24 protein-coding genes are annotated in these 26,722 nt (G+C 65.0%); 11 read left to right on the top strand and 13 right to left on the bottom strand.

The window, feature by feature from the left end; all coding sequences use genetic code 11:
* Nucleotides 1-52: 52 nt before the first annotated feature.
* The 7 genes from EO99_RS27960 to EO99_RS0100165 all read right to left on the bottom strand — a co-directional run bounded on the left by EO99_RS27960 (nt 53) and on the right by EO99_RS0100165 (nt 7,503).
* Complete coding sequence (locus EO99_RS27960; RefSeq protein WP_029616633.1) at nt 53-202, bottom strand: hypothetical protein; 150 nt, start codon at nt 200-202, stop codon at nt 53-55.
* 139 nt (nt 203-341) lie between these two features.
* Complete coding sequence (locus EO99_RS0100190; RefSeq protein WP_029616632.1) at nt 342-1,529, bottom strand: Gfo/Idh/MocA family protein; 1,188 nt, start codon at nt 1,527-1,529, stop codon at nt 342-344.
* Between the two features lie 174 nt (nt 1,530-1,703).
* Nucleotides 1,704-2,756: a sugar phosphate isomerase/epimerase family protein gene (locus EO99_RS0100185; RefSeq protein ID WP_029616631.1), complete on the bottom strand. Its 1,053-nt coding sequence runs from the start codon at nt 2,754-2,756 to the stop codon at nt 1,704-1,706.
* A gap of 81 nt (nt 2,757-2,837) precedes the next feature.
* Entirely contained in the window at nt 2,838-3,803 is a 966-nt protein-coding gene (locus tag EO99_RS0100180) for a substrate-binding domain-containing protein (RefSeq protein WP_029616630.1), read from the bottom strand.
* A 66-nt stretch (nt 3,804-3,869) separates the two neighbouring features.
* Entirely contained in the window at nt 3,870-4,871 is a 1,002-nt protein-coding gene (locus EO99_RS0100175) for an ABC transporter permease (protein WP_029616629.1), read from the bottom strand.
* Nucleotides 4,872-4,874: 3 nt separating this feature from the next.
* Nucleotides 4,875-6,410, bottom strand: a complete 1,536-nt coding sequence (locus EO99_RS0100170; protein WP_029616628.1) for a sugar ABC transporter ATP-binding protein — start codon at nt 6,408-6,410, stop codon at nt 4,875-4,877.
* A gap of 175 nt (nt 6,411-6,585) precedes the next feature.
* Nucleotides 6,586-7,503: a LysR family transcriptional regulator gene (locus EO99_RS0100165; protein WP_029616627.1), complete on the bottom strand. Its 918-nt coding sequence runs from the start codon at nt 7,501-7,503 to the stop codon at nt 6,586-6,588.
* Nucleotides 7,504-7,614: 111 nt separating this feature from the next.
* Between EO99_RS0100165 and EO99_RS0100160 the strand changes: the two genes are divergently transcribed.
* Nucleotides 7,615-8,487: an aldo/keto reductase family oxidoreductase gene (locus EO99_RS0100160; protein ID WP_029616626.1), complete on the top strand. Its 873-nt coding sequence runs from the start codon at nt 7,615-7,617 to the stop codon at nt 8,485-8,487.
* A gap of 103 nt (nt 8,488-8,590) precedes the next feature.
* Nucleotides 8,591-8,938, top strand: a complete 348-nt coding sequence (locus tag EO99_RS0100150; protein ID WP_029616625.1) for a DUF6968 family protein — start codon at nt 8,591-8,593, stop codon at nt 8,936-8,938.
* A gap of 60 nt (nt 8,939-8,998) precedes the next feature.
* On the opposite strand, the gene xylA is transcribed toward EO99_RS0100150, so the two are convergent.
* From xylA to EO99_RS0100135, 3 genes are all read right to left on the bottom strand, one after another.
* Nucleotides 8,999-10,309 carry a xylose isomerase gene (gene xylA, locus EO99_RS0100145; RefSeq protein WP_029616624.1) on the bottom strand — a complete coding sequence of 437 codons (1,311 nt, stop codon included), beginning with the start codon at nt 10,307-10,309 and terminating at the stop codon, nt 8,999-9,001.
* Nucleotides 10,310-10,499: 190 nt separating this feature from the next.
* The gene (xylB, locus tag EO99_RS0100140) at nt 10,500-11,954 is read right to left on the bottom strand and encodes a xylulokinase (RefSeq protein WP_029616623.1); all 1,455 of its coding nucleotides are present in this window, start codon (nt 11,952-11,954) and stop codon (nt 10,500-10,502) included.
* A gap of 21 nt (nt 11,955-11,975) precedes the next feature.
* Nucleotides 11,976-13,001 (bottom strand): LacI family DNA-binding transcriptional regulator, encoded by a 1,026-nt coding sequence (locus EO99_RS0100135; RefSeq protein ID WP_029616622.1) that lies wholly within the window; start codon nt 12,999-13,001, stop codon nt 11,976-11,978.
* A 160-nt stretch (nt 13,002-13,161) separates the two neighbouring features.
* Here EO99_RS0100135 and EO99_RS0100130 point away from each other — a divergent pair, with 160 nt between their 5' ends.
* The 4 genes from EO99_RS0100130 (at nt 13,162) to lysS (ending at nt 19,068) form a co-directional block, all read left to right on the top strand.
* Nucleotides 13,162-13,908, top strand: a complete 747-nt coding sequence (locus tag EO99_RS0100130; protein WP_029616621.1) for a TerC family protein — start codon at nt 13,162-13,164, stop codon at nt 13,906-13,908.
* A gap of 143 nt (nt 13,909-14,051) precedes the next feature.
* Nucleotides 14,052-15,824, top strand: coding sequence for an SLC13 family permease (locus EO99_RS0100125; RefSeq protein WP_029616620.1), 1,773 nt, complete (start codon nt 14,052-14,054; stop codon nt 15,822-15,824).
* A gap of 114 nt (nt 15,825-15,938) precedes the next feature.
* Nucleotides 15,939-17,396, top strand: coding sequence for a glutamate--tRNA ligase (gene gltX, locus EO99_RS0100120; protein ID WP_029616619.1), 1,458 nt, complete (start codon nt 15,939-15,941; stop codon nt 17,394-17,396).
* 175 nt (nt 17,397-17,571) lie between these two features.
* Nucleotides 17,572-19,068 (top strand): lysine--tRNA ligase, encoded by a 1,497-nt coding sequence (gene lysS / locus EO99_RS0100115; protein ID WP_029616618.1) that lies wholly within the window; start codon nt 17,572-17,574, stop codon nt 19,066-19,068.
* Nucleotides 19,069-19,111: 43 nt separating this feature from the next.
* Here the strand turns inward: lysS and EO99_RS0100110 are convergent, their stop codons facing one another.
* Nucleotides 19,112-19,513, bottom strand: a complete 402-nt coding sequence (locus EO99_RS0100110) for a winged helix-turn-helix transcriptional regulator (RefSeq protein ID WP_029616617.1) — start codon at nt 19,511-19,513, stop codon at nt 19,112-19,114.
* Nucleotides 19,514-19,584: 71 nt separating this feature from the next.
* On the opposite strand from EO99_RS0100110, the gene EO99_RS0100105 reads away from it, so the two are divergent.
* Nucleotides 19,585-20,418 (top strand): Rossmann-fold NAD(P)-binding domain-containing protein, encoded by an 834-nt coding sequence (locus tag EO99_RS0100105; protein WP_037110795.1) that lies wholly within the window; start codon nt 19,585-19,587, stop codon nt 20,416-20,418.
* Nucleotides 20,419-20,439: 21 nt separating this feature from the next.
* Here EO99_RS0100105 and EO99_RS28560 read toward each other — a convergent pair whose 3' ends face one another.
* On the bottom strand, nt 20,440-21,897 hold the full coding sequence (locus tag EO99_RS28560; RefSeq protein ID WP_328286573.1) for a hypothetical protein: 1,458 nt from the start codon (nt 21,895-21,897) through the stop codon (nt 20,440-20,442).
* Nucleotides 21,898-22,100: 203 nt separating this feature from the next.
* Here EO99_RS28560 and EO99_RS0100095 point away from each other — a divergent pair, with 203 nt between their 5' ends.
* From EO99_RS0100095 to EO99_RS0100080, 4 genes are read left to right on the top strand one after another with little or no spacing between them, the layout of a single operon-like run.
* On the top strand, nt 22,101-22,997 hold the full coding sequence (locus tag EO99_RS0100095; RefSeq protein ID WP_029616614.1) for a metal ABC transporter substrate-binding protein: 897 nt from the start codon (nt 22,101-22,103) through the stop codon (nt 22,995-22,997).
* Nucleotides 22,994-23,890 (top strand): manganese/iron ABC transporter ATP-binding protein, encoded by an 897-nt coding sequence (locus EO99_RS0100090; protein WP_029616613.1) that lies wholly within the window; start codon nt 22,994-22,996, stop codon nt 23,888-23,890. Before EO99_RS0100095 ends, EO99_RS0100090 begins: the two co-directional genes overlap by 4 nt.
* A complete protein-coding gene (locus EO99_RS0100085; RefSeq protein WP_029616612.1) occupies nt 23,871-24,731 on the top strand; it encodes a metal ABC transporter permease in 861 nt (286 codons plus the stop codon). The genes EO99_RS0100090 and EO99_RS0100085 overlap by 20 nt, the downstream gene beginning before the upstream one ends.
* Nucleotides 24,728-25,570 (top strand): metal ABC transporter permease, encoded by an 843-nt coding sequence (locus EO99_RS0100080; protein WP_029616611.1) that lies wholly within the window; start codon nt 24,728-24,730, stop codon nt 25,568-25,570. Before EO99_RS0100085 ends, EO99_RS0100080 begins: the two co-directional genes overlap by 4 nt.
* Before the next feature lie 70 nt (nt 25,571-25,640).
* On the opposite strand, the gene tal is transcribed toward EO99_RS0100080, so the two are convergent.
* Entirely contained in the window at nt 25,641-26,600 is a 960-nt protein-coding gene (gene tal / locus EO99_RS0100075; protein WP_029616610.1) for a transaldolase, read from the bottom strand.
* Between the last annotated feature and the right edge of the window lie 122 nt (nt 26,601-26,722).

The raw sequence follows: 26,722 nt of genomic DNA, 5'->3' as shown, positions 1-26,722 counted from the left end.
CGCGAGGCAATCAGGCCGGCATCGGCGATCCGATGACGGCCTGCGCAAAACCCTAGTTTTCTTCGACGGAGACGCCGCCTTCGCCAATCTTGATCTCGACGCCCGAAGGCTCGGACTCTTCCTGATACACGTAGATGCCAAGCCCGATCACGGCGACGATGAGCGCCCCGATGATCATGTAGAGGCCACTTCTGTTGTTCATTCCCTGCCGCCCTTGATGCGATGAAATCGACGGCTAGCTAGTGCTCCGTCATTCGTTCGGCAATAGCGAGATTTCACCGGAAGCGCAAAGGAAGACATGAGGAGCCCGGATCGGGCTCCTCACAGGCTAAAGGCGGAGTTTACAGCTTCACCCAGGCACCGTTTTTCTTCGACGACGCGACGCAGGCCTCGACGAAGGCGACGCCCTTCACGCCGTCGTCGACGCTCGGGTAGATCACCGCCTTGTCGAGCGACACGCCCTTCTTCCTGGCGTTGATGGCATGCGCCGCTTCCGTGTAGATCGTCGCGAAGGCTTCCAGATAGCCTTCCGGATGACCCGACGGGATGCGGCTGACGCGGCCCGCAGCAGCGCCGGCGCCGGCGCCGTTGCGGGTGATCAGACGCTTCGATTCACCGAAGGGCGTGAACCACAGGTAATTGGGGTCGGCCTGCACCCATTCGATGCCCCCCTTGGTGCCGTAGACGCGGATTTTCAGGCCGTTCTCGTGGCCGGGCGCCACCTGGCTGCACCAGAGCATGCCCTTGGCCGGCTTTTCACTTCCCTTGGCGGCAAAGCGCAGCATCACATGCGCATTGTCGTCCAGCCGGCGGCCTTCGACGAAGCTGTCGAGATCGGCTGCGAGACTGTCGAGCGTCAGGCCGGTGATGAAGCAGGCGAGATTGTAGGCGTGGGTGCCGATATCGCCGGTCGAACCGCCGGCGCCGGATTGTGCCGGATCGGTGCGCCAGACCGCCTGCTTGGCGCCGGTCTGCTCGACCGCCTCCGTCAGCCAGTCCTGCGGATATTCCACCTGCACGAGGCGCAGCGTACCGAGATCGCCGTTCTCAACCATCTCGCGCGCCTGCCGCACCATCGGGTAGCCGGTGTAATTGTGGGTCAGGATGAAGAGTGCCTTCGCCTTGTCGGCAACCTCTTTCAGGGCCTTTGCATCGTCCAGATTGGAGGTCAGCGGCTTGTCGCAGATGACATGAATGCCCTTTTCGAGAAAGGCCTTGGCGGCCTCGAAGTGCACGTGGTTCGGCGTCACGATCGACACCGCCTCGATACCATCCGGACGGGCCGATTCCTTCTCCGCCATCTCCTGGAATGAGCCATAGCAGCGCTCCGGGTCGAGCCCGAGGTCACGGCCCGAGGCCATCGCCTTTTCCGGCGTCGAGGACAGCGCCCCGGCCACCAGATCGAACTGATCGTCCAGCCGTGCCGCCATGCGGTGCACCGCGCCGATAAAGGCGCCCGCGCCACCCCCCACCATGCCGAGCCGGATGCGCGGCTCGCGCGCCTGTTCGTCCTTGCCTTCGATCGCCATTGTCGTGTCTCCTTGAAAAAATCACTGCGAGAAAAAAGCCCCCTCTGGCCTGCCGGCCGTCTCCCCCACAAGGAGGGAGAGAACCCGCTGCCCCCCTCGATCCGGGTCGAAAAGGAGAGCGGCAGGTTGAGCCCCTCCCACTTGTGGGAAGGGGTTGGGGAGGGGTCTTACTCCCTAAAGCCCCAGCATACGCCGGTTGGCCGCATCGTCCGTGCCGCCGGCGGCAAAGTCGTCGAACGCCTTTTCCGTCACGCGGATGATGTGGTGCTTGACGAACTCGGCGCCTTCGCGCGCGCCGTCCTCGGAATTCTTCAGCGCGCATTCCCATTCGACCACGGCCCAGCCGTCGAAATCATTGGCGGTGAGCTTGGAGAAGAGGGCACCGAAATCCACCTGGCCGTCGCCGAGTGAGCGGAAGCGGCCGGCGCGGCCGACCCAGCCCTGATAGCCGCCATAGACGCCCTGCCGGCCGGTCGGATTGAACTCCGCGTCCTTGACGTGGAACATCTTGATCCGGTCCTTGTAGATGTCGATGTTCTCCAGATAGTCGAGGCACTGCAGCACATAGTGCGACGGATCGTAGAGCATGTTGGCGCGCGGGTGGTTCTTCACCCGCTCCAGGAACATCTCGAAGGTGACGCCGTCGTGCAGGTCCTCGCCCGGATGGATCTCGTAGCAGACGTCGACGCCGCAGGAGTCGGCGTGGTCGAGGATCGGCGTCCAGCGGCGCGCCAGCTCGTCGAATGCGGTCTCCACGAGGCCGGCCGGACGCTGCGGCCAGGGATAGATATAGGGCCAGGCCAGTGCGCCGGAGAAGGTCGCATGCGCCTTGATGCCGAGGTGCTTCGACGCCGACAGCGCCATCTTCACCTGTTCGACGGCCCATGCCTGGCGGGCCTTCGGGTTGCCGCGCACTTCCGGCACCGCAAAGCCGTCGAAGGCTTCGTCATAGGCCGGATGGACGGCGACCAGCTGGCCTTGAAGATGGGTGGAAAGCTCGGTGACCTCGATGCCGTTCTGGCGCGCGACGCCCGCGAACTCGTCGCAGTAATCCTTGGACTCCGAGGCCTTCTTCAGGTCGATGAGCTGCGAGGCCCAGGTCGGGACCTGCACGCCGATGTAACCCTTCTCGGCGGCCCATTTGGTGATCCCGTCCCAGGAATCGAACGGCGCTTCGTCGCCCGCGAACTGGCCAAGAAAAATGGCCGGTCCCTTGATCGTCTTCATGAGCTTGCTCCTTGAAATTGGCTGCGTGTCGCGCGGACATGGAAAAGGCGCGCGCGATCTCCCGCGCGCGCCGGTTGTTGATCAGAACGGTGAATCCGGGAAGTAGAACTGCTCGGCGTTTTCCTTGGTGACGAGCGTCGCGTCGAGGATGTACTCGCCGCTGACCGGCACCTGGTCGTAGAGGCTGTCGGCCGTCAGCTGCATTGCGGTGGCGATCATCGCCGGCGGATAGAGCACGTCGACCGGCACCATCTTGTCGCCGTCCATGACGCGCTTGACCATGTCCTTGGAACCGGCACCGCCGACGACATACTGGATGTCCGTGCGGCCGGCCTGTTCGATGGCTTCCAGAACGCCGACGACCATGTCGTCGTCCTGCGCCCAGATCACGTCGATCTCCGGATATTTGGTCAGATAGTCCTGGGTGACGCGGAAGGCGTCGTCGCGGTTCCAGTTGCCGTACTGGCGCTCCAGGATCTCGACGTTGGAGCCTTCGATGCCCTGGTCGAAGCCGTCCTGGCGCTGCTGGTCGATCGGGATCGGCAGGCCGCGGATCACGGCGACCTTTGCGTCCGGCGTCGTCGCGGCGATGTATTCGCCCGCAACGCGGCCGAGCGCCGGGTTGTTGCCGGCGACATAGAGGTCGCGCACGCCGTTGTCGTTGTTGGACGGCGCGCGGTCGACGAGCGCGACGAACGTGCCGGCATCCTTGACCTGCTGGATGGCGTTGACGAGCGGATCCGGATCGGTCGGCAGGATCACCAGCGCGTCGATGCCCTGCACCGCAAGGTCCTGCACGGCGTTCGCCTGGGTTGCCGGATCAGCGGATGTCTTCACCAGCACGGTCAGCCCCGGATGCTCCTCCATCAGAAGCTTGGCGACGCGCTCGGCGTGATAGACGACGCCGGCCGTCCAGCCGTGGTCGGCAGCGGGGATCGAGACCCCGATGGTGACCTTCTTTTCCTCCTGCGCCCAGCCGAGGCTGGGACCCATGGCGACCGAAGCCGCAAGCGCCGCAACGGTCAGGCCAAATGTTCTTCTACGCATGTTTCTCTCTCCCAAGTTCGGGTCTTGTCGTCCGCCCGGGCGCGACCCTTGACGCCCGGAAGGTTCTCATGACCGCCGTGACAGCGACCGCTGCACGAGCATGGCGATGATGATGATGGCACCCTGGATGGCGCCGATGAGATATTCGCTGACGAAGTTCGACAGGATCATGATGTTGCCGACGATTTCGAGGATGAAGGCGCCGCAGACCGTGCCCCAGATGCGCCCGACGCCACCCCTGAGCGCCGTGCCGCCGACGACGACGGCGGTGATCGCCTGCAGCTCCCAGAGGATGCCGGTGGTGGCCGAGGTCGAACCGAGGCGCGGCACGTAGAGGAGCACGGCGATCGCGACGCAAAGCCCCTGCACGACGTAGGCGATGGTGCGCACGCGCTTGACGGAAATGCCGGAATAGCGCGCCACGTCCTCGTTGGAGCCGACGGCGATCAGGTGGCGGCCGTAGCGGGTGCGGTAGAGCACGAAGGCGGCGATCGCGGCCGTCACGAAGATCGCGATGATCGGCACGGGCACGCCAAGCACCTCGCCGAAATAGACCGGCCGGTAGAGCGCCTGCAGCTCGCGGTCGCGCAGCGTGATCGCCCCGCCCTGGCTGAGCCAGGTGGTGAGACCGCGGTAGATGCCCATGGTGCCGAGGGTGGCGATGAAGGGCTCGATCTGGCCGACGGTGGTGATCAGGCCGTTGAAGAGCCCACAGGCCGCTCCGATCGCCAGCGCCAGCGCCATGCCGGCAACCAGCATCAGCAGCGGATCGGCAATCACCCCGGAGTTCATGAAGAGGATCATCAGGCTGGCGACGAAGGCGACCATGGCCCCGACCGACAGGTCGAGCCCGCCCGAGGAAATCACATAGGTCGCACCCAGCGCGATGATGGCAATGAAGGCGCTGCGGGTGATGACGTTCGAGAGGTTGGCGACGGAGATGAAGTTGTCGTTGGCCAGCGCGCCGAGCACCAGCAGCAGTGCAAGCGCGATGAAGGGCGCCACGGCCCGCAGGTCCCAGTCGCGCGACGTCTTCGGCTTGGCCGTATCGGATGCGGCAGTGTTCATGGCTCAGGCCGCCTCCCCGGACGTCATTCCGGGGTTCACCCCGGTCGCCAGCACCACGATGTCATTCTCGGTCATGCGTTCTCCCGTCACCTCGCCGACAATCTCGCCCGAGCGCATCACCAGGATGCGGTCGCAGATGCCGATCAGCTCCGGCATTTCGGAGGAGACGACGATGATCGACCGTCCCTCCTCCGCCAGCCGGGCAATGAATTTGTAGATCTGTTCCTTGGTGCCGATGTCGATCCCGCGCGTCGGCTCGTCGATGATGACGATCGACGGATCGAGCAGCATCATCTTGGCGATCAAAAGCTTCTGCTGGTTGCCGCCCGACAGCTGGCCGGCCAGCAGATCCTTGCGGCCGGTGCGGATGTCGAATTCCGCGATGGCCGCGTCGAGCGCCTCGCTCTCGCGTTTGCGGTCGATCTGCAGGCCGCGCACGAACTTGCCGATCGAGGCGAGCGTCAGGTTCGTCGCGAGATCCTTCAGGAGCAGAAGGCCCTTGCCCTTGCGATCCTCCGAAAGATAGGCGATGCCGGCCTTCAGGCTGGCCTGAGCGTCGGCAAAGCTCGCCGGCTGGCCGAGGTGGCGGATCGTCCCGCTGCCGCGGCGAAGCCCCACCACGCCCTCCATCAGCTCCGTGCGCCCTGCCCCAACGAGCCCGGCAAAGCCGAGGATCTCGCCCTTGTTCAGGTGAAAGCTTGCATGCCTCGCATAGCCCGGAACATTGAAATCCTCGACCTCCAGGACCGTCTCCTGCACCGACGCGGCCTGCCGGTCCGGATAGAGCTTGCTGACGTCGCGGCCGACCATCAGCCGCGCCATGTCGGCCGGCTCCAGTTCGGACACGTCGTGGGTGGCGACGACATGCCCGTCGCGCAGCACGGTCACCCGGTCGGCGATCTCCTTCACCTCCGGCAGACGGTGGGAGATATAGAGGATGCCGACGCCCTTGGCGCGGATGTCGGTGATGACCTTCAGCAGCGCCTCGGTCTCGAACGGCGTCAGGGAGGCTGTCGGCTCGTCGAAGATGACGACGCGGTGCGGTACCAGCAGCACGCGGGCAATCTGCACCAGCTGGCGCTGCGCGATCGACAGCCGCCCGACGGTCGCCTTCGGATCGATCTCGGAGCCGAGGTCGGCAAGCGCCCGCGCCGCCCCCGCGTTCATCGCCCGATCGTCCACCGTCAGCCCCTTCGGGAGCTCGCGGCCGAGATAGATGTTCTGCGCCACCGTCAGGTCCGGGGCGAGCAGGATTTCCTGGTGGACGAGGACGATGCCGCGATGCTCGGCATCCACCGGGCCGGAGAACTGTACCGCCTGCCCGTCGATCCGGATCTCTCCGCGGGTCGGCGCATGGGTACCGGCGAGGATCTTCATCAGCGTCGACTTGCCGGCGCCGTTCTCGCCGATGATGGCATGCACCTCGCCCGGCCGCAGGGTGAGGCCGACCTCATGCAGGACCTCGACGGGGCCGAAACTCTTGGAGAGGCTGCGGGCCTCGAGGATCGCAGGCACTTTTTCCGAAGGCGCCGCCATCATCGACAGCCGCCCGTCACGACGTCTAACGACGCTGTTGACCCCACGCCCGCGCCATAGACGCAGGTCTCCCTTGTCTGTGATCGATGCACCTGAACTTCCTCCCGATTTCAGGCTAGCGAAGAATTTGAGGTACGTAAAGCAGCTTTGCACGTGGAATGCCGTGAACGGCCGCGGTTCACGAAGCCGTCATCCGGACCGGTCTGGATTTGACGAAATCGACGAAGGCCCGCAGCGGCGTCGGCACCAGCCGCCGTCCCGGATAATAGAGGAAAGGGCCGGGAAAGCTCTGCCACCACGGCATCAGCACCGGCTCCAGCCGGCCGCTGTCGAAATGGGGCCGCAGCCAGTCCTCGAACAGGCCGATGACGCCGATGCCGGCGAGCGCCGCCTCCACGGCGAGATCAATTGCACCGCCCGCCTGGACGATCAGCGGCCCCTTGGGATCGACCACCACCACCTCGCCGTCCCGTTCGAACTCCCAGTTGGGAAGATTGCCGCTCGGAAAGCGGTGGCGCAGGCAGGCATGGTTCAAGAGGTCGCGTGGGTGCTCCGGGCGGCCCTGGCGATCGAGATAGCCGGGAGCGGCTGCGAAGGCGTAGGTCTGCATCCGCGGGCCGATCGGCACGGCGATCATATCCTGCTCCAGCCGCTCGCCGTAGCGGATGCCGGCGTCGCAGCCGGCGGCGAGCACATCGACGAAGCTCTCGTCGGTCATGATCTCCAGCTGGATGTCCGGATAGGCGGCCAGAAACGCCGGCACGATGTGCGGCAGGACGAGACGCGCCGCGCTGACGGGAACGTTGAGCTTCAGCGTGCCGGCCGGCCGGTCGCGAAAGCCATTCACCACATCGAGCGCGGCCTCCATTTCGGTGAGCGCCGGTGCAAGCCGGGAAAGCAGACTGATCCCTGCCTCGGTCGGCGCCACGCTCCTCGTCGTGCGGTTCAGGAGCCGCACACCAAGTTGCGCCTCCAACCGGCGAACCGCCTCGCTGAGCGCCGAAGCGCTGGCACCGCTCGCTCGCGCGCCTTCGCGAAAACCCCGCGCACGGGCGACCGTCACGAAGGCGCCCAAGTCCCCAAGATCCACAGCCATTGTTCGCCTTTCCGCACAGCCCGTGCCGATCGTAGCGGATTATCGGATAAGCTCCCAGTCTCTATCTGAGGTGCCGGCACAAAATGACGCCGACCGACAAGGAGAGACATCATGACCGACATCGACAAATCCGGGACCTTCCAGCTCGGCAGCAAGACAGTGAAGCGCCTCGGTTACGGGGCCATGCAGCTCGCTGGCCCGGGCGTCTTCGGCCCACCGAAAGATCATGACGCGGCCCTCGCCGTGCTGCGGGACGCCGTTGCGCAGGGCGTCAACCACATCGACACCAGCGACTTCTACGGCCCGCACGTGACCAACCAGCTGATCCGCGAGGCGCTGCACCCCTATGCGGACGATCTCGTGATCGTCACCAAGATCGGCGCCACGCGCGGCGAGGACGGCTCCTGGAACCCGGCCTTCTCGAAAGAGCAGCTGACGGAGGCGGTCCACGACAATCTGCGCAACCTCGGGCTCGAGGCGATCGATGTCGTCAATCTGCGCGCCATGTTTGACATCCACGGTCCGGCCGAAGGCTCGCTGGAAGAGCCGCTGACCGTTCTGGCAGACCTCCAGCGGCAGGGCCTGATCCGCCATATCGGCCTCAGCAACGTGACGGCAAAACAAGTCGCAGATGCCAAAGAGATCGTCGAAATCGTCTGCGTCCAGAACATGTACAACATCGCGCACCGCGCCGATGATGCCCTGATCTATGCGCTGGCGGCAGACGGGATCGCCTATGTGCCCTTCTTCCCGCTCGGCGGTTTCTCGCCGTTGCAATCGGCGACCCTCTCGGATGTCGCGGCCGGGCTGGACGCAACGCCGATGCAGGTGGCACTGGCCTGGCTGCTGCAGCGGGCGCCCAACATCCTGCTGATCCCGGGCACGTCTTCGGTGGCGCACCTGCGGGAAAACCTGGCGGCGGCCGAGCTGGAGCTTTCCCCCGAGGTGATGACGGCGCTCGACGGCGTTGCAGCGGCCGCCTGATGGAAGCAGGGCCGCATCAGGCGGCCCTTGCATCGGGCGACACGATCGTCGAACACTTCCGGCAGGCGCAGCCGCTGCCTGAGGTGCGATGATGGAGAGCCGGATGGATCAGTCAATTTTTGTCGAACGAAGCTTCGATCTCGATGGATTGCCGCTGGTCGTCCGCTTCCAGCGTCCCGAAAAGGCGCCCGGCGGTGAATTCCGCTGCCGGTGGTCGATCGGCTGGCCGGACGGAGAGTTTCGGGGCGATACCCCTGGCGAGGATGGTATCCAGGCGCTGATGCTTGCCATGCAGTCGGCGCATCACGAGCTTCTCGAAAGCGCAGGATACAAGGCCGGACGCCTGACGCTCTGGGGCCAGGCCGACCTCGACCTGCCGCCGGACTGGGCGACGGGACCGCTCTACCAGATGCCGCCACCGCCCGGCAGTACGCCGCCGGACATGGCGTGAGATTGATCACAGAGACAGCCGGAGCGCCGTGGCACCCCGGCTCTTGTGTCTCAAGGCACCTCAGACGTAGCGGTTGACGACGTTCTCCAGGTACTCCTGGCGACCGGAGCGCGGCTCCGGGTTGACGTTGTCGCGCTCGACGCGGGCGGTGATGTCCTCCAGCGTGTATTCGCCGCGCAGCATCTTCTGCGCCTCGGCGCTGTCCCAGCCGGCATAGCGCTCGGCGAGCGGCGCCGACAGGGCCTTGTCCTCGATCATCTTCGCCGCAGCCTTCAGGCCCCGGGCGCAGCAGTCCATGCCGCCGATGTGGCCGTGCAGCAGGTCTTCCGGATCGAGCGACTGGCGGCGCAGCTTGGCGTCGAAGTTGGTGCCGCCGGTGGTGAAGCCCCCGTTCTGCAGGACCTGGTAGTAGGCCAGCGCCATTTCCGGGACGTTGTTGGGGAACTGGTCGGTATCCCAGCCGGACTGGTAGTCGTTGCGGTTCATGTCGATGGAGCCGAGGATGCCGAGCGCGCCGGCGAGCGCCAGCTCGTGCTCGAAGGTGTGACCGGCCAGGATCGCATGACCCTGCTCGATGTTCATCTTCACCTCGTTTTCGAGGCCGTACTTCTTCAGGAAGCCGTAAACCGTGCCGACATCATAGTCGTACTGGTGCTTGGTCGGCTCCTGCGGCTTCGGCTCCACCAGGATCGTGCCCTTGAAGCCGATCTTGTGCTTGTACTCGACGACCATGGTGAGCATGCGCGCCATCTGGTCGAGTTCGCGCTTCAGATCGGTGTTGAGAAGCGTCTCATAGCCTTCGCGACCGCCCCAGAGAACATAGTTCTCGCCGCCGAGCTTCATGGTGGCATCCATGCAGGTCTTGATGGTGGCGGCCGAATAGGCAAACACGTCCGGATCGGGATTGGTCGACGCACCCGACATGAAGCGGCGGTTGGAGAAGAGGTTTGCCGTGCCCCAGAGCAGCTTGACGCCCGTCTCTTCCTGCTTCCTGGCGAAGTAGTCGACGATCTCGTTCAGGTTCTTCGTATTCTCGGCAAAGGAATTGCCCTCCGGACGCACGTCCGCGTCATGGAAGCAGTAGTAGGGCGCGCCGATCAGGCTGAACATCTCGAAGGCGACGTCCGCCTTCAGCTTGGCCTTGCCCATGTCGTCGCCGTACCAGGGCCGGTCGAAGGTGCGCCCGCCGAAGGGATCGCCGCCCTCCCAGGCAAATGTGTGCCAATAGGCGATGGCAAACCGCAGATGGTCCTCCATCCGCTTGCCGGCAACGACCTCGTCCGGGTTGTAGTGGCGGAAGGCCAGCGGATTGGTGCTGTCCGGCCCCTCGTATTTGATCTTCTGGATGTCTCCGAAAAAGCCTGTGGTCATGGGTATGTCCTCCTGTTGGTTCTTGACGCGTGAAAAGTCCCCCTCTGCCTGCCGGCATCTCCCCCACAAGGGGGAGAGAACCAGAGGCACCGCCATCCCACACGGCAAAGCGGAGCTTGGGGCAATGAAGCCCCTCCCCCTTGTGGGGAGGGGTTGGGGAGGGGTTTCGTACCCCTCGAAAAGAGCGCTGCTAGTGCATCAGCGACCGGATCGCCGGATACGCCGCCCGGTAGCGGGCATAGGCATCCTCGTAAGCCCCCGAAAGCGCAGCCACCGGCTCGATCGTCGCCTCCGTCTGAGGCGCCGAGCAAACGGCGAGCGGATCGGCGCCGGTCGCGGCGATCAGTCCCAATCGCGCCGCGCCGAAGGCCGCCCCGAAGTCGCCGTCCGCCGGAATGTCGACCGGGACGCCGAGCGCCGTGGCAATGGAGGCCAGCCAGTAGCGCGAGCGCGAGCCGCCGCCGATGGCGGTGACGCGGGAGATCGAGGTGCCGGCGGACTTCAGCGCCTCGAGATTGTCGCGGATCGCGAAGGTGACGCCTTCCATCACGGCCTGGGTCAGCACCGCGCGGCTCGATTCGTGGCCGAGGCCGATGAAGGCGCCGCGGATCTGCGCATCGTTGTGCGGCGTGCGTTCACCCGACAGATACGGCAGGAAGGTGACGCCGGTCGGCGCCTTCAGCGCGTCGCCGAGTTCGCCGGTCAGTTCGGCGGCGGATTTGCCGGTGACATGCGCGTGCCAGTTCAGCGCATCGGTCGCCGACAGGATGACGCCCATCTGGTGCCAGGTGTTCGGCAGCGCATGGCAGAAGGCATGCACGGCGCTTTCCGGCTTCGGCAGATAGGAACCGTTGGCGGCAAACAGCACGCCCGAGGTGCCGAGCGAAACGAAGGCATGGCCTTCCGCCACCGTGCCCATGCCGCAGGCAGAGGCCGCATTGTCGCCGGCACCGCCGGCCACGACGACGCCTGCACCCATGCCCCATTTCGAGGACAGCTCGCCGCGCAGCGTGCCGCCCGGCTCCGTGCCCTCGACGAGCGACGGCATCTGGCTTTCGGAGAGATCGGTTGCCGCCAGAAGCTCGGCCGACCATTTTCGCGCGCCGGTATCGAGCCAGGAGGTGCCAGCCGAATCCGACATCTCGGAGATGTGCTCGCCGGTCAGCCACAGACGCAGGTAATCCTTCGGCAGCAGGACCTTGGCGACATTGGCGAAGATCTCCGGCTCGTTGTTCTTTACCCAGACGAGCTTCGGCGCCGTAAAGCCCGGGAAGACGATGTTGCCGGTGATGGCGCGAAAGCGCGGATCGGCATCGAGGTCGGCCGCTTCCTTGAAGGAGCGCGTGTCGTTCCAGAGGATGCAGGGCCGCAGCACCCTGTCGTCCTTGTCGATCAGCGTCGCGCCGTGCATGTGGCCGGAGAGCCCGATGCCCTTGACCGCCGCCATCTCCGTCGGAAACTTCTGGGCGAGCGCGCCGACCGCCTCTTCCGTGGCGCGGATCCAATGGGCCGGGTCCTGCTCCGACCAGCCGGAATGCGGTCGGGACACATCCAGTGCACCGCTCGCCGAACCGATGATCCTCTGCTCACCGTCGATCAGCATCGCCTTGACGCCTGACGTTCCGAGATCGAGACCGAGATACATGTCGTTCCTTTCCTTCTGCCCTCAGGGCAGATTGTCTTTCAAGAATATGTCGATGCGGATGCGCTCCTGGGCGGCCAGCACCGGCAGGCCGTCGGCCTTCGCCTTCAGCACGCGGATGGCGCTGCGGACCTCGTGGCCGGGATCCTGGTTCAGGACCGCATCGATGAGATCGCCCTGCAGCGCCTCCCGGGTCGATGCCGTCAGTTCGTGGGCAATGACCACCGGCCGGCTGGCCGTGCCCTTTTCCTTCAGCACGCGGATGAGGCCGCGGTTGCCGGCACCGAGACTGTAGATACCGGCGATTTCAGGATGACGGCGCAGCGCCTCGCGGACCATCGTCTCCACCAGCGCCGGATCGTCGCGCGCCTCGATGACAGGCAGGATCGCCACGCGCGGAAACTCCTCGCCCAGCACGGACAGAAACCCTTCCAGCCGTTCCCGGTGGTCACGAACCAGCATGGAGCCGGCGAGGATCGCCACCCGGCCGTCGACCTTGCTGAGGAAGCGCCCCATCAGGTTGGCGGCGGTCCGGCCGGCAGCGCTGTTGTCGATCCCCGCGTAATGGTCGCGGCTCGAGGCGCCGAGGTCCGAGACCAGCGTGACGACGGCGATCCCGGCCTGCGTCAGACGCTCGACCGCCGCGCGAACCTCGGGTGCGTCGACCGCGACCAGCGCCACGCCGTCGGCCCCCTGGTCTCGAATGGCGTCCAGGGCAGTTACCAGCGCCGCGGCATCGAAGGCCGGAACCTCGGCGATCTCTATCCGCGCGCGCTCCGGCGCCGACCGCCGGATCGCATCCTGGACCTCTTCGCGGAGCCGGATCATGAAGGAATTGTCGTTGGCCGGAAGCACGAAGCAGAAGCTGTAGGTGCGGCCCTTGGCGAGATTGGCGGCGGCCAGGTCGCGGACGTAGCCGAGCGCCACGATGGCCTGCTCCACCTTCTCCCGGGTCACGCTGCGCACACCCGGGCGACCGTTGAGGACACGGTCGACGGTGGCAAGGCTGACGCCCGCCGAACGAGCGATATCGTGGACCGTAGGCTTCATTCGTCCTCCCGCGGATGTGATAGATCAAATTCTGAGGTACGTAAATCAAAAATCGCGGTCGTTGCTGCACCGCCAGAAGCTCTTGCTATCGGGCCAACTTCCCTTACATCTTGCGCCACCGCGGCGGTTCATCGGCCGCTACCTCGAGGGAAAACATCGGATGCAGGGAATTATCACGCTCGCTCAGGATCCAGCCGCATGGGTGGCGCTGGTGACTCTTGTGATCATGGAAGTGATCCTCGGCATCGACAACCTGATCTTCATTTCGATCCTCACCAACAAGCTTCCTGCCGAAAGTCGGGAGCGTGCCCGCAAGATCGGCATCGGCCTGGCGCTGGTCATGCGCCTTGCGCTTCTGGGCACTGTCGCCTGGATCGTGCAGCTGACGGAACCGCTTTTCGAGGTCTTCGGCCACGCCTTCTCCTGGAAGGACCTCATCCTGATCGCCGGTGGCCTCTTCCTGGTCTGGAAGGCGACGAAGGAAATCCACCATTCGGTCGATCCCGTCGATCACAAGGAAGACATGGTCGGCGGCGCCGCCTCGATCACCTTCGGTGCGGCCATCGGCCAGATCCTCCTGCTCGACCTCGTCTTCTCGATCGACAGCATCATCACCGCGGTCGGCATGACGCCGCATCTGCCGATCATGATCATTGCCGTCGTCGCCGCCGTCACGGTCATGCTGATCGCGGCCACACCGCTCGCCAACTTCATCGAGAAGAACCCGACCATTGTCATGCTGGCGCTCGGCTTCCTGCTGATGATCGGCACGACACTGATTGCCGAAGGCATGGGCTTCCATGTGCCGAAGGGCTATATCTATGCCGCGATGGCCTTCTCCGCCCTGGTCGAGGTGCTCAACATGTTCGCCCGCAAGCGACGGAAATCCGGCACCTCCGTCCATTGAGGGACACGTCGAAAATGGCCTGCGCAAGCGGGCCATTTTATTGTGCGGACCACGGGCACCTTTCCGTGACCGCCACGTTGTGCAACTCTTCCAGCGCAGGCGCGCGGTGAAGCAGGACCGCTTCACGTTTCTTCCGGGGTCATATGACAACAGAGCAGATCTTCGCCTTTACCATTATCGGTTTGATGATGGTCGTCTTCATCTGGGACCGGTTTCGCTATGACATGGTCGCCTGCTGCGCATTGATCGCTGCGGTGGCGGTGGGCATCGTCCCCTTCGAAGAGGCATTCTCCGGCTTTTCCGACGACATCGTCATCATCGTCGGCAGTGCCCTGGTGGTCAGCGCCGCGGTCGCGCGCTCCGGCATCGTCGACATCGCCATCAAGAAGTTCTTCCCCAATCTCACCTCGATCAGGACGCAGCTTGCCCTGCTGATGATCGTCGTCGCGGTGCTGTCAGCCTTCATCAAGAACATCGGCGCGCTGGCGATCATGATGCCGGTGGCCTTCCAGTTCTCCAAGCGCTCCGGCATTTCGCCGTCGAAATACCTGATGCCGATGGCCTTCTCCGCGCTGCTGGGCGGCCTGATGACGCAGATCGGCACCTCCCCCAACATCGTCGTCTCGCAGCTGAGGGCCGATCTCACCGGGACGCCCTTCACCATGTTCGACTTCACGCCCGTGGGCGCCATCCTGACCCTGGTCGGCATCACCTTCCTCTTGTTCTTCCACTGGCTGGTGCCGTCGCGGACCCGGCAGAATACCTCTCTGGAGGAGGCGGTCGAGATCGCCAACTACACCTCGGAAGCGACCGTGTCGGCCCAGTCCAACGTCGTCGGCAGGCCGCTCGGCGAACTGCTGAAGCGGGGAGACGGCGAGGTCATCGCGACCGCCATCCTGCGGGGCGCGACGCGCATGTCGCCCTTTCCTGACCTGAACCTGCGCGAGAACGACACGATCATCCTCGAAGGCCGTTCCGCGGCCATCGACCGGGTCGTCTCGGGTGCCAAGCTGCAGCTCTCCGGCAAGCCCTTGAAGGGGCGCGGGCAACAGCTCGACGACCTGATTTCCATCGAGGCGATCATCTCGCGTGAATCGCCCCTTTCCGGCCTGTCGGCGCGGGAGCTCGCTCTCTCCTATACCCGTGGCGTCAATCTTCTGGCGGTCAGCCGGCGCGGCCAGCGCCTCAGCGAGCGCCTGCGCGACCTGACGCTGATGGCGGGCGACGTCATCGTTCTGCAGGGTAACCGCAATGCGCTTCCCGGCGTCATGCAGGACTTCGCCCTGCTGCCGCTGGCGCAGCGGGAAGTCATGCTCGGCACCAAGCGCAAGGCCTTCATCCCGCTGGTCATCCTCGCAGCGGCGATGATCTCGACGGCGCTCGGCTGGGTGCCCGTCGCCATCGCCTTCTTCGCGGCGGCGCTGGGAATGGCAGTCTTCCGCGCCATCCCGCTGACCGACCTCTACAAGGCGGTGGACGGTCCGATCCTCATCATGCTGGCAGCCCTGATCCCGGTCGCCGACACGCTGCGAACCTCCGGGGCAAGCGAGCTGATCGCCGGGGCGCTTGGCAATATGGCGACCGGCCTGCCGCCCTGGGCGGCGCTGGCACTGATCCTGGTCACCGCCATGGGCGTCACGCCCTTCCTCAACAATGCGGCGACCGTGCTCGTCATGGGGCCGATCGCGGCAAGCTTCGCGACGGCACTCGATTATCGGCCGGAGGCCTTCCTGATGGCGGTGGCGATCGGCGCGGGCTCCGACTTCCTGACCCCGGTCGGCCACCAGTGCAACACGCTGGTCATGGGACCGGGCGGCTACAAGTTCAGCGACTACCCGCGCCTCGGCCTGCCGCTCTCCTTCATCATCGTGCTGGTCAGCGTGCCGACGCTGCTCTGGGTCTGGCCGGTGGGCTAGTCGCCCTCTCGCCGACCCTTGAGTCTTGACGCTCGACGCTGAATATGCGCTAAGGCCTGCTATCCCGAGACACGCAGGTCAGCGCCACTGAAGGCGCCAAATCGAGCATTATCCATGAGCACTTCCGGCCCCCGCGTCCGCATCGCCCCCTCGCCGACCGGCGAACCGCATGTCGGCACCGTCTACATCGCGCTGTTCAACTACCTCTTCGCCAAGAAGATGGGCGGCGAGTTCATCCTGCGCATCGAGGACACCGACGCAACGCGCTCCACGCCGGAGTTCGAGCAGAAGGTGCTCGACGCACTGAAATGGACCGGCCTCACCTGGGCGGAAGGTCCGGATGTCGGCGGCCCCTACGGTCCCTACCGCCAGTCCGACCGCAAGGACATGTACCAGCCCTACGCGCAGGAGCTTCTCGACAAGGGCCACGCCTTCCGCTGCTTCTGCACGCCCGAACGGCTGGAGCAGATGCGCGAGGGCCAGCGCGCTGCCGGCAAGCCGCCGAAGTACGACGGTCTCTGCCTGCGCTACAGCGCCGAGGAAGTCACCGCAAAGATGGCTGCCGGCGAAGGCTCGGTCATCCGCATGAAGATCCCGACCGAAGGGTCCTGCGACTTCACCGACGGCGTCTATGGCGACGTCTCGATCCCGTGGGATTCGGTCGACATGCAGGTCCTGATCAAGGGCGACGGCATGCCGACCTATCACATGGCCAATGTCATCGACGACCACCTGATGAAGATCACCCACGTCGCCCGCGGCGAAGAGTGGCTGGCCTCGGTGCCCAAACACATCCTGCTCTACCGTTATTTCGGCTGGGAGCAGCCGGTGTTCATGCATCTGTCGCTGATGCGCAATGCCGACAAGTCGAAGCTGTCGAAGCGCAAGAACCCGACATCGATCTCCTACTACTCGGCGCTCGGCTACCTGCCGGAAGCGCTAATGAACTTCCTCGGCCTGTTCTTCATCCAGATCGCCGAGGGCGAAGAACTGCTGACCATGGATGACCTGATCGAGAAGTTCGATCCCGACAACCTCTCCAAGGCGGGCGCCATCTTCGACATCCAGAAGCTCGACTGGCTGAACGGCCGCTGGCTGCGCGAGAAGCTGACGCCGGAGGACTTCATTGCCCGCACCCTCGAATGGGCGTCCGAGAACCAGCGCCTGACGGAAGGCCTGAAGCTGTCGCAGAGCCGCATTTCCAAGCTCGGCGAACTGCCGCAGCTGGCGGGCTTCCTGCTGGCCAGCGACGTCGGCCTGACGCCTGCTTCCTTTGCCGGACTGAAGACGAGCCCGGCCGAGACGCTGGAGATCATCAACACGGTCCAGGCGGATCTCGAGAAGATCCTCGAATGGAACGTCGAGGCGATCGACCAGGAACTGCGTGCCGTTGCCGACAAGCTCGGCAAGAAGCTGCGCGTCGTCACCCCGCCGCTCTTCGTGGCCATGTCCGGCTCGTCGCGCTCGCTGCCGCTGTTTGATAGCATGGCGCTGCTCGGCCGCTCCGTCGTGCGCCAGCGCCTGAAGATTGCGGCAACGGTGGTGGCGTCCATGGTGGGCGACGGAAAGTAGCGACATACGCGACGGGTCCCCTCCCCCTTGTGGGGAGGGTTAGGGAGGGGTCTTTCTTCCTAAGCTGAGGAAACCCCTCCCCGTCGCTTCGCTCCGACCCTCCCCACAAGGGGGAGGGTTAGGCCGAGCCAGCCGCACCGCTGAGTATTCCATGCCCGAAGTAGGCGAGATAAAAATGACCGACCAGAAGACCGAAACCGCCCTCTCCTCCGACGTCACGGAAGTCCGTGCCCAGAAGCTCAAGCTGCTGCGCGACAAGGTCGGCGACGTCTATCCGGCGCATTTCCACCGGACGATGACCAATGCCGAGCTCGCCGAGAAATATGCGGGGCTCGAGGACGACGTCGAGACGCAGGATGTGGTGACGGTCGCCGGCCGCGTCTTCTCGTCCCGCAATTCCGGCATGTTCATCGATCTGCGCGACGCCTCGGGCAAGATCCAGATCTTTTCCCACAAGGACACGACGCCGGAAGCGGCGCGCGAGCTGCTGCCCCTGATCGACCTCGGCGACATCATCGGCGTCACCGGCATCGTGCGCCGCACCAAGCGCGGCGAGCTGACGATCAATGCGCAAGAGATCACCATGCTGACCAAGGCGCTCCTGCCGATGCCGGAGAAGTACCACGGTCTGTCCGACATCGAGCAGCGCTACCGCAAGCGCCATCTCGACATCCTGACGAACGAGGATTCCAAGCTGCGCTTCCAGCAGCGCTCGAGGATCGTCTCCGGCATCCGCCGCTTCATGGAGAACGACGGCTTCATGGAAGTCGAGACGCCGATGCTGCATTCCGTCTACGGCGGCGCCACGGCCGAGCCCTTCAAGACGCACCACAACACGCTGAAGCTCGACATGTACCTGCGCATCGCGCCGGAACTGTTTTTGAAGCGGACGCTGGTCTCCGGTCTTTCCGACAAGGTCTTCGAGATCAACCGCAACTTCCGCAACGAAGGCGTCTCGACCCGGCACAACCCCGAATTCACGATGATGGAGTGCTACTGGGCCTATGCCGACTACGAGGACATCATGGACCTCGTGGAACGCCTCTACGCCGAGCTTGCCACCGCCATCCACGGCACGACCGAGTTCATGTACGGCGAGACCGAAATCTCCTTCAAGGGGCCGTTCCGCCGCGTGCCCATGCCCGACGCCGTCAAGGAGGCGACCGGCATCGACTTCCTCGCCATGAAGACGGACGAGGAAGCCCGCTCTGCCGCCAAGGCCGCCGGCTTCGAGGTCGAGAAGGACTGGACCTGGGGCGAATGCCTGGCCTTCATCTTCGAGGAGAAGGTCGAGGCGACGCTGATCCAGCCGGCGCATGTGACGCATTTTCCGAAGGACATCTCGCCGTTTGCCAAGGAAGTCCCCGGCGAGCCGCGCCTGGTGGAACGCTTCGAGACCTATTGCAACACCTGGGAGATCGGCAACGCCTTCTCCGAGCTGAACGATCCGGAAGAGCAGCGCGCCCGCATGGTCGAGCAGCTGGAGCAGGCGCATGCGCGCGGCGAGAAGGAAAAGCAGCTTGATGAGGAGTTTCTCGACGCCATCGACCAGGGCATGCCTCCGGCCGGCGGCCTCGGCATCGGCGTCGACCGCCTGATCATGCTCCTGACCAACGCTCCCTCGATCCGCGACGTCATCCTCTTCCCGGCCCGCCGCGGCAAGGCGGACTGACGAGCCGGAGGTCCGCTGCTGCCGCCCTCCCGCGGCAGCAGAGCTAGCCTACGTGGTGCCGGTCGAAATCCTGCTGCGCCAGCCGGATTGTGTCCTTGTGCGACCGCGACCAGTCGACCAGATGCGTCACCATCCTGGCAAAGCTCTGCCCGCTTGCCGTCAGCGCATAGGTCACCGACGGTGGATTGGTGGGCTCGACGGTCCGGCTGAGGAAGCCGTCCCGTTCCAGCCGGCGCAGCGTCAGCGTCAGCATCCGCTGGGTCACGCCCGACAGCGAACGCTCGATCTCCCGATAGCGTCGCGGACCACCCGCAAGCTCCGCAACCGTCATCACCGTCCATTTCTCGCCGAGGCGGTCGAGGATCAGCCGCAGGCCGCAGTCCTCGTGATCCGGCGTGCCGCAGGGCTCCAGTATCTCTTCTGAAACATCGTCTTCAGCGAACATCAATGTGCCTCCTTACGCCCGGCTGACAGCCGCAATAGGTAGATGTGCCCCCAAGCAAGAGGACACAAGACATGATACTGATCACCGGAGGCTCCGGCCACCTCTCCACCCTTGTTGCACAAAAGGCCAGCGTCGCCGGACTGCATTTCGCCACCGGCAGCCGGCACGCGGCCGGCGGACAGCACGACATCCGAAGGATCGATTTCGACGACCCCGGCTCCCTCGATTTCAGCGAGGTCGAGACCCTGTTGCTCGTCTCCGCCGGCTATGCGGAAGACGACGTCGTCATCGAACGGCATGGTGCGGTCATCGCCGCGGCGGAACGTCAGAGCGTCCGCCACATCGTCTATACCAGCCTCACCGAAACCGGCGACCACCTTGGTTTCGCGCTGGCGCATCGGTGGACCGAGCGGCGCCTGCAGCAGAGCCGAATGGCCTGGACCATCCTGCGCAACGGGCTCTATGCGGAATTGATCGGCAGCCTTGCGGTGCCCGTGGATGGCGTCATCCGCGCCCCCTTCGGCAGCGCGTCGATCTCTGCCGTGGCGCGCGAGGATCTCGCCGATGCCGCGGTGACGGTGCTGGCCGATCCCGCCTCGCATGCCGGCGCCATCTACGAGCTGGCCGGCACGGACGCGTTCACGATAGCCGATCTGGCGCGGGAACTGGATGTCGACTACCTGCCGGAAAGCCTCACCGCCGCGCGGCAGCGCCTGACGGTGCCGCCTCTGCTGCCGTTTCAGCCCGCCATGCTGATGTCGATCTATTCCGCATCGGCGGCAGGCTTCCTGCAGGCCGCTGGCAGCGATCTGCGGCGACTGACTCCGGACGAGCCCCGCAACATCCTTCAATTGGCGGCAGCGGCGGCACGGGCAGTCGGCCAGCATCCCGCGGGCGCGCGCTGACGACAGCGTTAACCGCCAAGATCAATGCGTCGCGGCGGGCGCGGCGGGCTTCCTGCGGTGCAGCTCCGGGTCGTCCTCCTCGGCGACCACCGGTGCATGCGACGCCTCGGCATGTTGCACGCTCTCGCCGTCGGCCGGCGCCTCGGTCGCGGAATGATCGTCGCCAGCGGCGGGCGGATGGCCCTCTTCGCTCGACGCGGCGGCGGGACTGTCGGCCGCGGGCGTCAGCGGCTGGGCACGCATCTTGGCAAGCCAGGCGGCACCATGCTCGTCGGCCTTCGCCGGCGGCGCATCCTCGGCGTGGGCTTCCGCTTCGGTGACGCCAGGAGCGGCCTCCGCCGCTGGTGCGGCATGAGCAGCCTCCGCTGCAGCCGGCGCATCCTCATGCGCGCCGGTGGCGGCTTCGACTTTTTCCTCTTCGACGGTCTCGCCAAGCCCAATTATGCCCTTGACGGTCGCAAGCCAGCCTTTGTCCTCGACGGGAGCAACCTCTTCGGGCGGATGGGCGGCGACGCCCTCTTCCGCGGGCTCGCTTCCATGGGCTGCAGCATCCGCTGCGGGCGCATGGTCCGCGGCGCCCTGCTTGCCAGCAGCGTCGTGGCCCTGGGCAGGTTCGTCTTCGGCGGGTGGTTCGTGGCCGGATTCGGCAGCGGCGTCATGGGCTTCGCCCTCTCCACCACCGAGGCCGACCATACCCATCAGTGACGCCATCCAGCCGGTCTCCTCACCGCCGTCGTGCTCGGCGACAGGTGTTTCCTCGCCATGAGCGCCAGCGGCAGGCTCGGCGCCGTGGCCGTCGCCGCCAGCGTCGGGCGTTTCGCTCTCGCCGTGGCCGGACGGCGCATCATGGCCGTTGGCTTCGCCAGGCCCGGCGGCCGCACCATGACCTGCCGCAGCGTCTTCGCCTTCGACGACCGGATCCATGCAGTCCGCGTCATCGGTCAGTCTTGTCGCGAGATGTTCGGCATCCTCCAGGGGAAGATCGATCCGCAGGCCCCAGAAGTCGCCGCTGCCATCTGCCGATCCGTCGACGTAGTAGGCCTTGATCGGCTGCGCCGATGCACCTTCCGGCGCCTTGGCGAGATCGGGAATGTAGACGACCTGCGCGCCGATGGCGCGTCCCCGCATCTTCGAGCGTTCGGTCGGGCCCGCCGGGTCGAGCACGGTCACCTGGACGAGGTCGGAATGCTCCGCCTCCTGGACCTTGCGAGCCACGCGCAGCGCGGTCTTCAGCCGCGAGATTCCGTCTCCCGGCTCGTCCGTCGTGACGTATTTGCGGATCCAGAAGCGGTCTGCCTTCTTGATCCTGACGGTTGCGACGGTTGTACAGCCAAGCCCGTTGAGCGACGCGTAGGATGGCCCCAGCAGCCGTTCGGTGCCGATGAAGACCGCCGCCGCGCCGCTCCCGCCGCCCAGGATGGTCACGCCGCCGATGATCAGAAGAAGTGTCCGCGACAGCCGGATCTTCAAACCCTTCACGCGCCAAACTCCGACATGCCTACCCCACTTCACGCAGTACCTGATGGAATGCAGAATTCACCCTCGCGCATTCTCCTTTAGAAACTTTTAAGGCCTCCTGTTTCCGGCAACGCGGGATCTTTTGCGAATGATTTGCAATAGCATTGACAGATGGCATTTCCGGGCTAAGTTAGATTGCGAATGAATTGCAACAAGGACCGGTCATGGCAGGAATTCTTTCGAGACTGGGCGTTCTCATCGGTGCCGCATTGCTCGCCTTCCCCGGCGCAGTCATGGCGCAGGAGAAGCCGAAGGTGGTCACCACCTTCACCATCATCGCCGACATGGCACGCAACGTCGCCGGCGATCTGGCCGAGGTCGAAAGCATCACCAAGCCCGGCGCCGAGATCCACAACTACCAGCCCACCCCGCGAGACATCCTGCGCGCCCGCGATGCGGACCTCGTCTTGCGCAACGGACTGAACCTGGAGCTCTGGTTCGAGAAATTCCTCGCCAACCTCGGCGACATCCCGAGCGTCACGGTCTCCGACGGCGTGGAGCCCATGTCGATCGCCGGCGGCTCCTATGAAGGCAAGCCGAACCCGCATGCCTGGATGTCGCCGGAGAACGCCATCCTCTACGTGGACAACATCCGCAAGGGGCTGAGCGAGATCGATCCCGCCAATGCGGCGGCCTATGAAGCGAACGCCAAGGCCTATGCCGACAAGATCCGCGCCGAGATCGACCCGATCCGGGCCAAGCTTGCCGGCCTGCCGGAGGAAAAGCGCTGGCTGGTGACGAGCGAGGGCGCCTTCTCCTATCTCGCCCGCGACTTCGACCTCAAGGAGCTCTTCCTCTGGCCCGTCAATGCCGACAGCCAGGGCACGCCACAGCAGGTCCGCTCCGTCATCGATGCCATCCGGGAACACAACATCGAGGTGATCTTCAGCGAAAGCACCGTCTCCGCCGATCCGGCAGAGCAGGTGGCGCGCGAGACGGGTGCCCGCTACGGCGGCATCCTCTATGTCGACTCCCTCAGCGAGGACGGCGGGCCGGTTCCCACCTATCTCGACCTTCTTGCCGTCACCGCCAGCACGATCGCCGCAGGGCTCGCCGGATGATCATGGGAAAGGTGAAGAAGGCCGCGGAAGGCCTCGTCGTCAACGACATCACGGTCGCCTATCGCAACGGCATGACCGCCCTGCGCCATGCGAGCTTCCAGGTACCGAAGGGAACCATCACCGGCCTCGTCGGCGTCAACGGCGCCGGCAAGTCGACCCTCTTCAAGGCGATCATGGGCTTCGTGCCGCTGACGGAAGGCTCCGTCGAGATCCTCGGCATGCCGGCGCGCGAGGCGCTGCGCCGGAACCTGGTGGCCTACGTGCCGCAGGCCGAGGAGGTCGACTGGAATTTCCCGGTGCTGGTCGAGGACGTCGTGATGATGGGCCGCTACGGCCACATGAACTTCCTGCGCATTCCCTCCCGCCGCGACCACGAGATGGTGGCGCAGGCGCTGGAACGGGTGAGCATGACGGAGTTCCGCAAGCGCCAGATCGGCGAACTCTCCGGCGGCCAGCGCAAGCGCGTCTTCCTGGCCCGGGCGCTCGCGCAGGAAGGCCAGATCATCCTGCTCGACGAACCCTTCACCGGCGTCGACGTGACGACCGAGGAGCAGATCGTCGAACTCTTGCGCAGCCTTCGCGACGAAGGCCGGGTGATGCTGGTTTCCACCCACAATCTCGGCAGCGTTCCCGAATTCTGCGACCGCACCGTCTTCGTCAAGGGTACCGTGCTCGCTTATGGCAAGACCGAGGATACCTTCAACGAGGAGAACCTCGAGAAAGCCTTCGGCGGTGTGCTGCGCCACTTCGTGCTGGGCGGGCCAGAACTGCACGATGACGAGGATGCGCGCCACGTCCGCGTCATCACCGACGACGAACGACCCTATGTGACCTATGGCAATGGCAGCCGCAAGAAGAAGGAGCCGGCAGCGGATGCTCCAGACGCTTCTTGAGCCCTTCACCTACGGCTACATGCTGAACGCGATCTGGGTCAGCGCGCTGGTCGGCGGCGTATGCGGCTTTCTCTCCGCCTATCTGATGCTGAAGGGCTGGTCGCTGATCGGCGACGCCCTCTCCCACTCGATCGTGCCGGGGGTTGCCGGCGCCTACATGCTCGGCCTCCCCTTTGCGCTCGGCGCCTTCGTCTCCGGCGGGCTTGCCGCCGCCGCCATGCTGTTCCTCAACCAGCGCACGCGGCTGAAGGAAGACGCCATCATCGGCCTGATCTTCACGTCCTTCTTCGGGCTCGGCCTGTTCATGGTGTCGCTGTCGCCGACCTCGGTGAACATCCAGACCATCGTGCTCGGCAACATCCTGGCCATCACGCCCGGCGACACGCTGCAGCTCGTCATCATCGGCGGCGTCAGCCTGGTGATCCTGACGCTGAAGTGGAAGGACCTGATGGTCGCCTTCTTCGACGAGAACCATGCCCGCTCGATCGGCCTGAAGCCCGACCTCCTGAAGGTGCTGTTCTTCACGCTGCTGGCCGCCTCCACGGTCGCCGCCCTGCAGACGGTGGGCGCCTTCCTGGTCGTCGCCATGGTCGTGACGCCGGGCGCCACCGGCTATCTGCTGACCGACCGCTTCGGGCGCGTCATTGTCCTCGGGCTGCTGATCGGGGCGGGAACCAGCTTCGTCGGGGCCTATCTGAGCTACTTCCTCGACGGCGCCACCGGTGGCATCATCGTCGTGATGCAGACGCTGATCTTCCTCACCGCCTTCGTGTTTGCCCCCAAGCACGGCATGCTGGCAGCGCGCCGGCGCCTGCGGCGGACGCTGGAGGAAACGGCATGAACGAGACGCTTCAGCTGCTGATCCTGCCGTTCCAGATCGACTTCATGCAACGCGCCTTCCTGGTGACCCTGATGATTGCGGCACCCATGGCCATCCTCTCCTGCTTCCTCGTCCTGAAGGGCTGGTCGCTGATGGGGGATGCGGTCTCGCACGCGGTCTTTCCCGGCATCGTGCTGGCCTATATCCTGTCGATCCCGCTCGCCGTCGGCGCCTTCGCCGCCGGCATGACCTGCGCGCTCGCGGCCGGCTTCCTCAAGGAAAACAGCCGCATCAAGGAAGACACGGTACTCGGCATCGTCTTCTCCGGCATGTTCGGGCTGGGTCTCGTTCTCTACGTAAAGGTGCAGAGCGATGTGCATCTCGACCACATCCTGTTCGGCGACATGCTCGGCATCCTGCCGCGCGACCTCCTGGAGACGGGCCTGATCGCGCTGGCAAGCCTCGCCTTCCTGGTGGCCCTGCGCAAGGACCTGCTGCTGCATGCCTTCGACGAGCAGCATGCCAAGGCGATCGGCCTGCCGACGCGGCTTCTGCACTACGGGCTGCTGGCCGTGCTGTCTCTGACGGTGGTGGGCGCGCTGAAGGCCGTCGGCATCATCCTGGCGATCGCCATGGTCGTCGCCCCCGGCGCCATCGCCTTCCTGCTGACGAAGCGGTTCGAGAGCATGCTGCTCGTCGCCATCGCCGTCGCGCTCGGCTCGTCGCTGACCGGCATCTACGCGAGCTTCCTCATCGACAGCGCGCCCGCCCCGACGATCGTGCTCGTGATGACGGCGATCTTCATCATCGCGTTCGTGAAGACGATGCTGGCCGGCAGGGGCAGGACGGCGTCCACCTGACATTCCTCGCCTGAACGCAGAAACGGCCCGCCATGAGGCGAGCCGTTTCGATGGGAGTGCGTCTGGCAGATCAGGCCGCGGCCAGTTCCTTCTTGACCATCTCGCGCAGGCCGACGAGATCCTTGGCGAAGGAGCGGATGCCTTCCGACAGCTTCTCGGTCGCCATCGCATCCTCGTTCAGCATCCAGCGGAACTTCTTCTCGTCGATCGGGAAGAAGGCATCCTCGGTGATGTTGTCGGGCGAGAGCTTGCGCTCCAGCGTGCCCTGATCCTTGTCCAGCTCGTCGAGCAGCGCCGGGCTGATCGTCAGGCGGTCGCAGCCGGCGAGCGCTTCGATCTCGCCGACGTTGCGGAAGGACGCGCCCATGACGATCGTCTCGATGCCGTTGGCCTTGTAGTAGTTGTAGATGTCGCGCACCGAAACGACGCCCGGATCGGTTTCCGAGGTGTATTCCTGGCCGGTCGACTTCTTGTACCAGTCGAGGATGCGCCCGACGAAGGGCGAGATCAGGAAGGCCTTGGCGTCGGCGCAGGCAATCGCCTGGGCCTTGGAGAAGAGCAGCGTCAGGTTGCAGTCGATGCCTTCGGTCTGCAGCACTTCCGCGGCCTTGATGCCTTCCCAGGTGGAGGCCAGCTTGATCAGGATACGCTCGCGCTCGATGCCGCGCTCCTTGTAGGCGGTGATGATGCCATGCGCCTTGGCGATCGAGGCCTCGGTGTCGAAGGAGAGATCTGCGTCGACTTCCGTCGAGACGCGGCCCGGAACGATGTTGGCGAGGGCGGCGCCGACGGAGATCGCCAGCCGGTCGGCGACTGCCGCGACCACGGCGTCGGAGCCGCCGTTCTGCGACTTGCCCCAGGTGATCGCTTCCTTGACGGCATCGGCAAACATCGGCGTGCCGAGTGCCTTCAAGACGATCGTCGGGTTGGTGGTGCAATCCACCGGCTTCAGCCGGGCAACCGCCTCGATGTCGCCGGTATCGGCGACGACCGTGGTCATGGAACGGAGCTGTTCGAGTTTGGAGGTCATCCCGGCATATCCCTTGGACAGTGGTGGTAAATGGTTGGCCGATCGCATCCCTCTGGAGACGCGCCCTTCAGGAACTATCATCAGCCGAACATGGCGAAGTCAAGACATTTGCGCAATTGGAT

Origin of the sequence: Pseudorhizobium marinum, assembly GCF_000705355.1 — a bacterium.
Lineage (GTDB): Bacteria > Pseudomonadota > Alphaproteobacteria > Rhizobiales > Rhizobiaceae > Neorhizobium > Neorhizobium pelagicum.
This window is presented reverse-complemented; position numbering and strand designations above follow the sequence as displayed.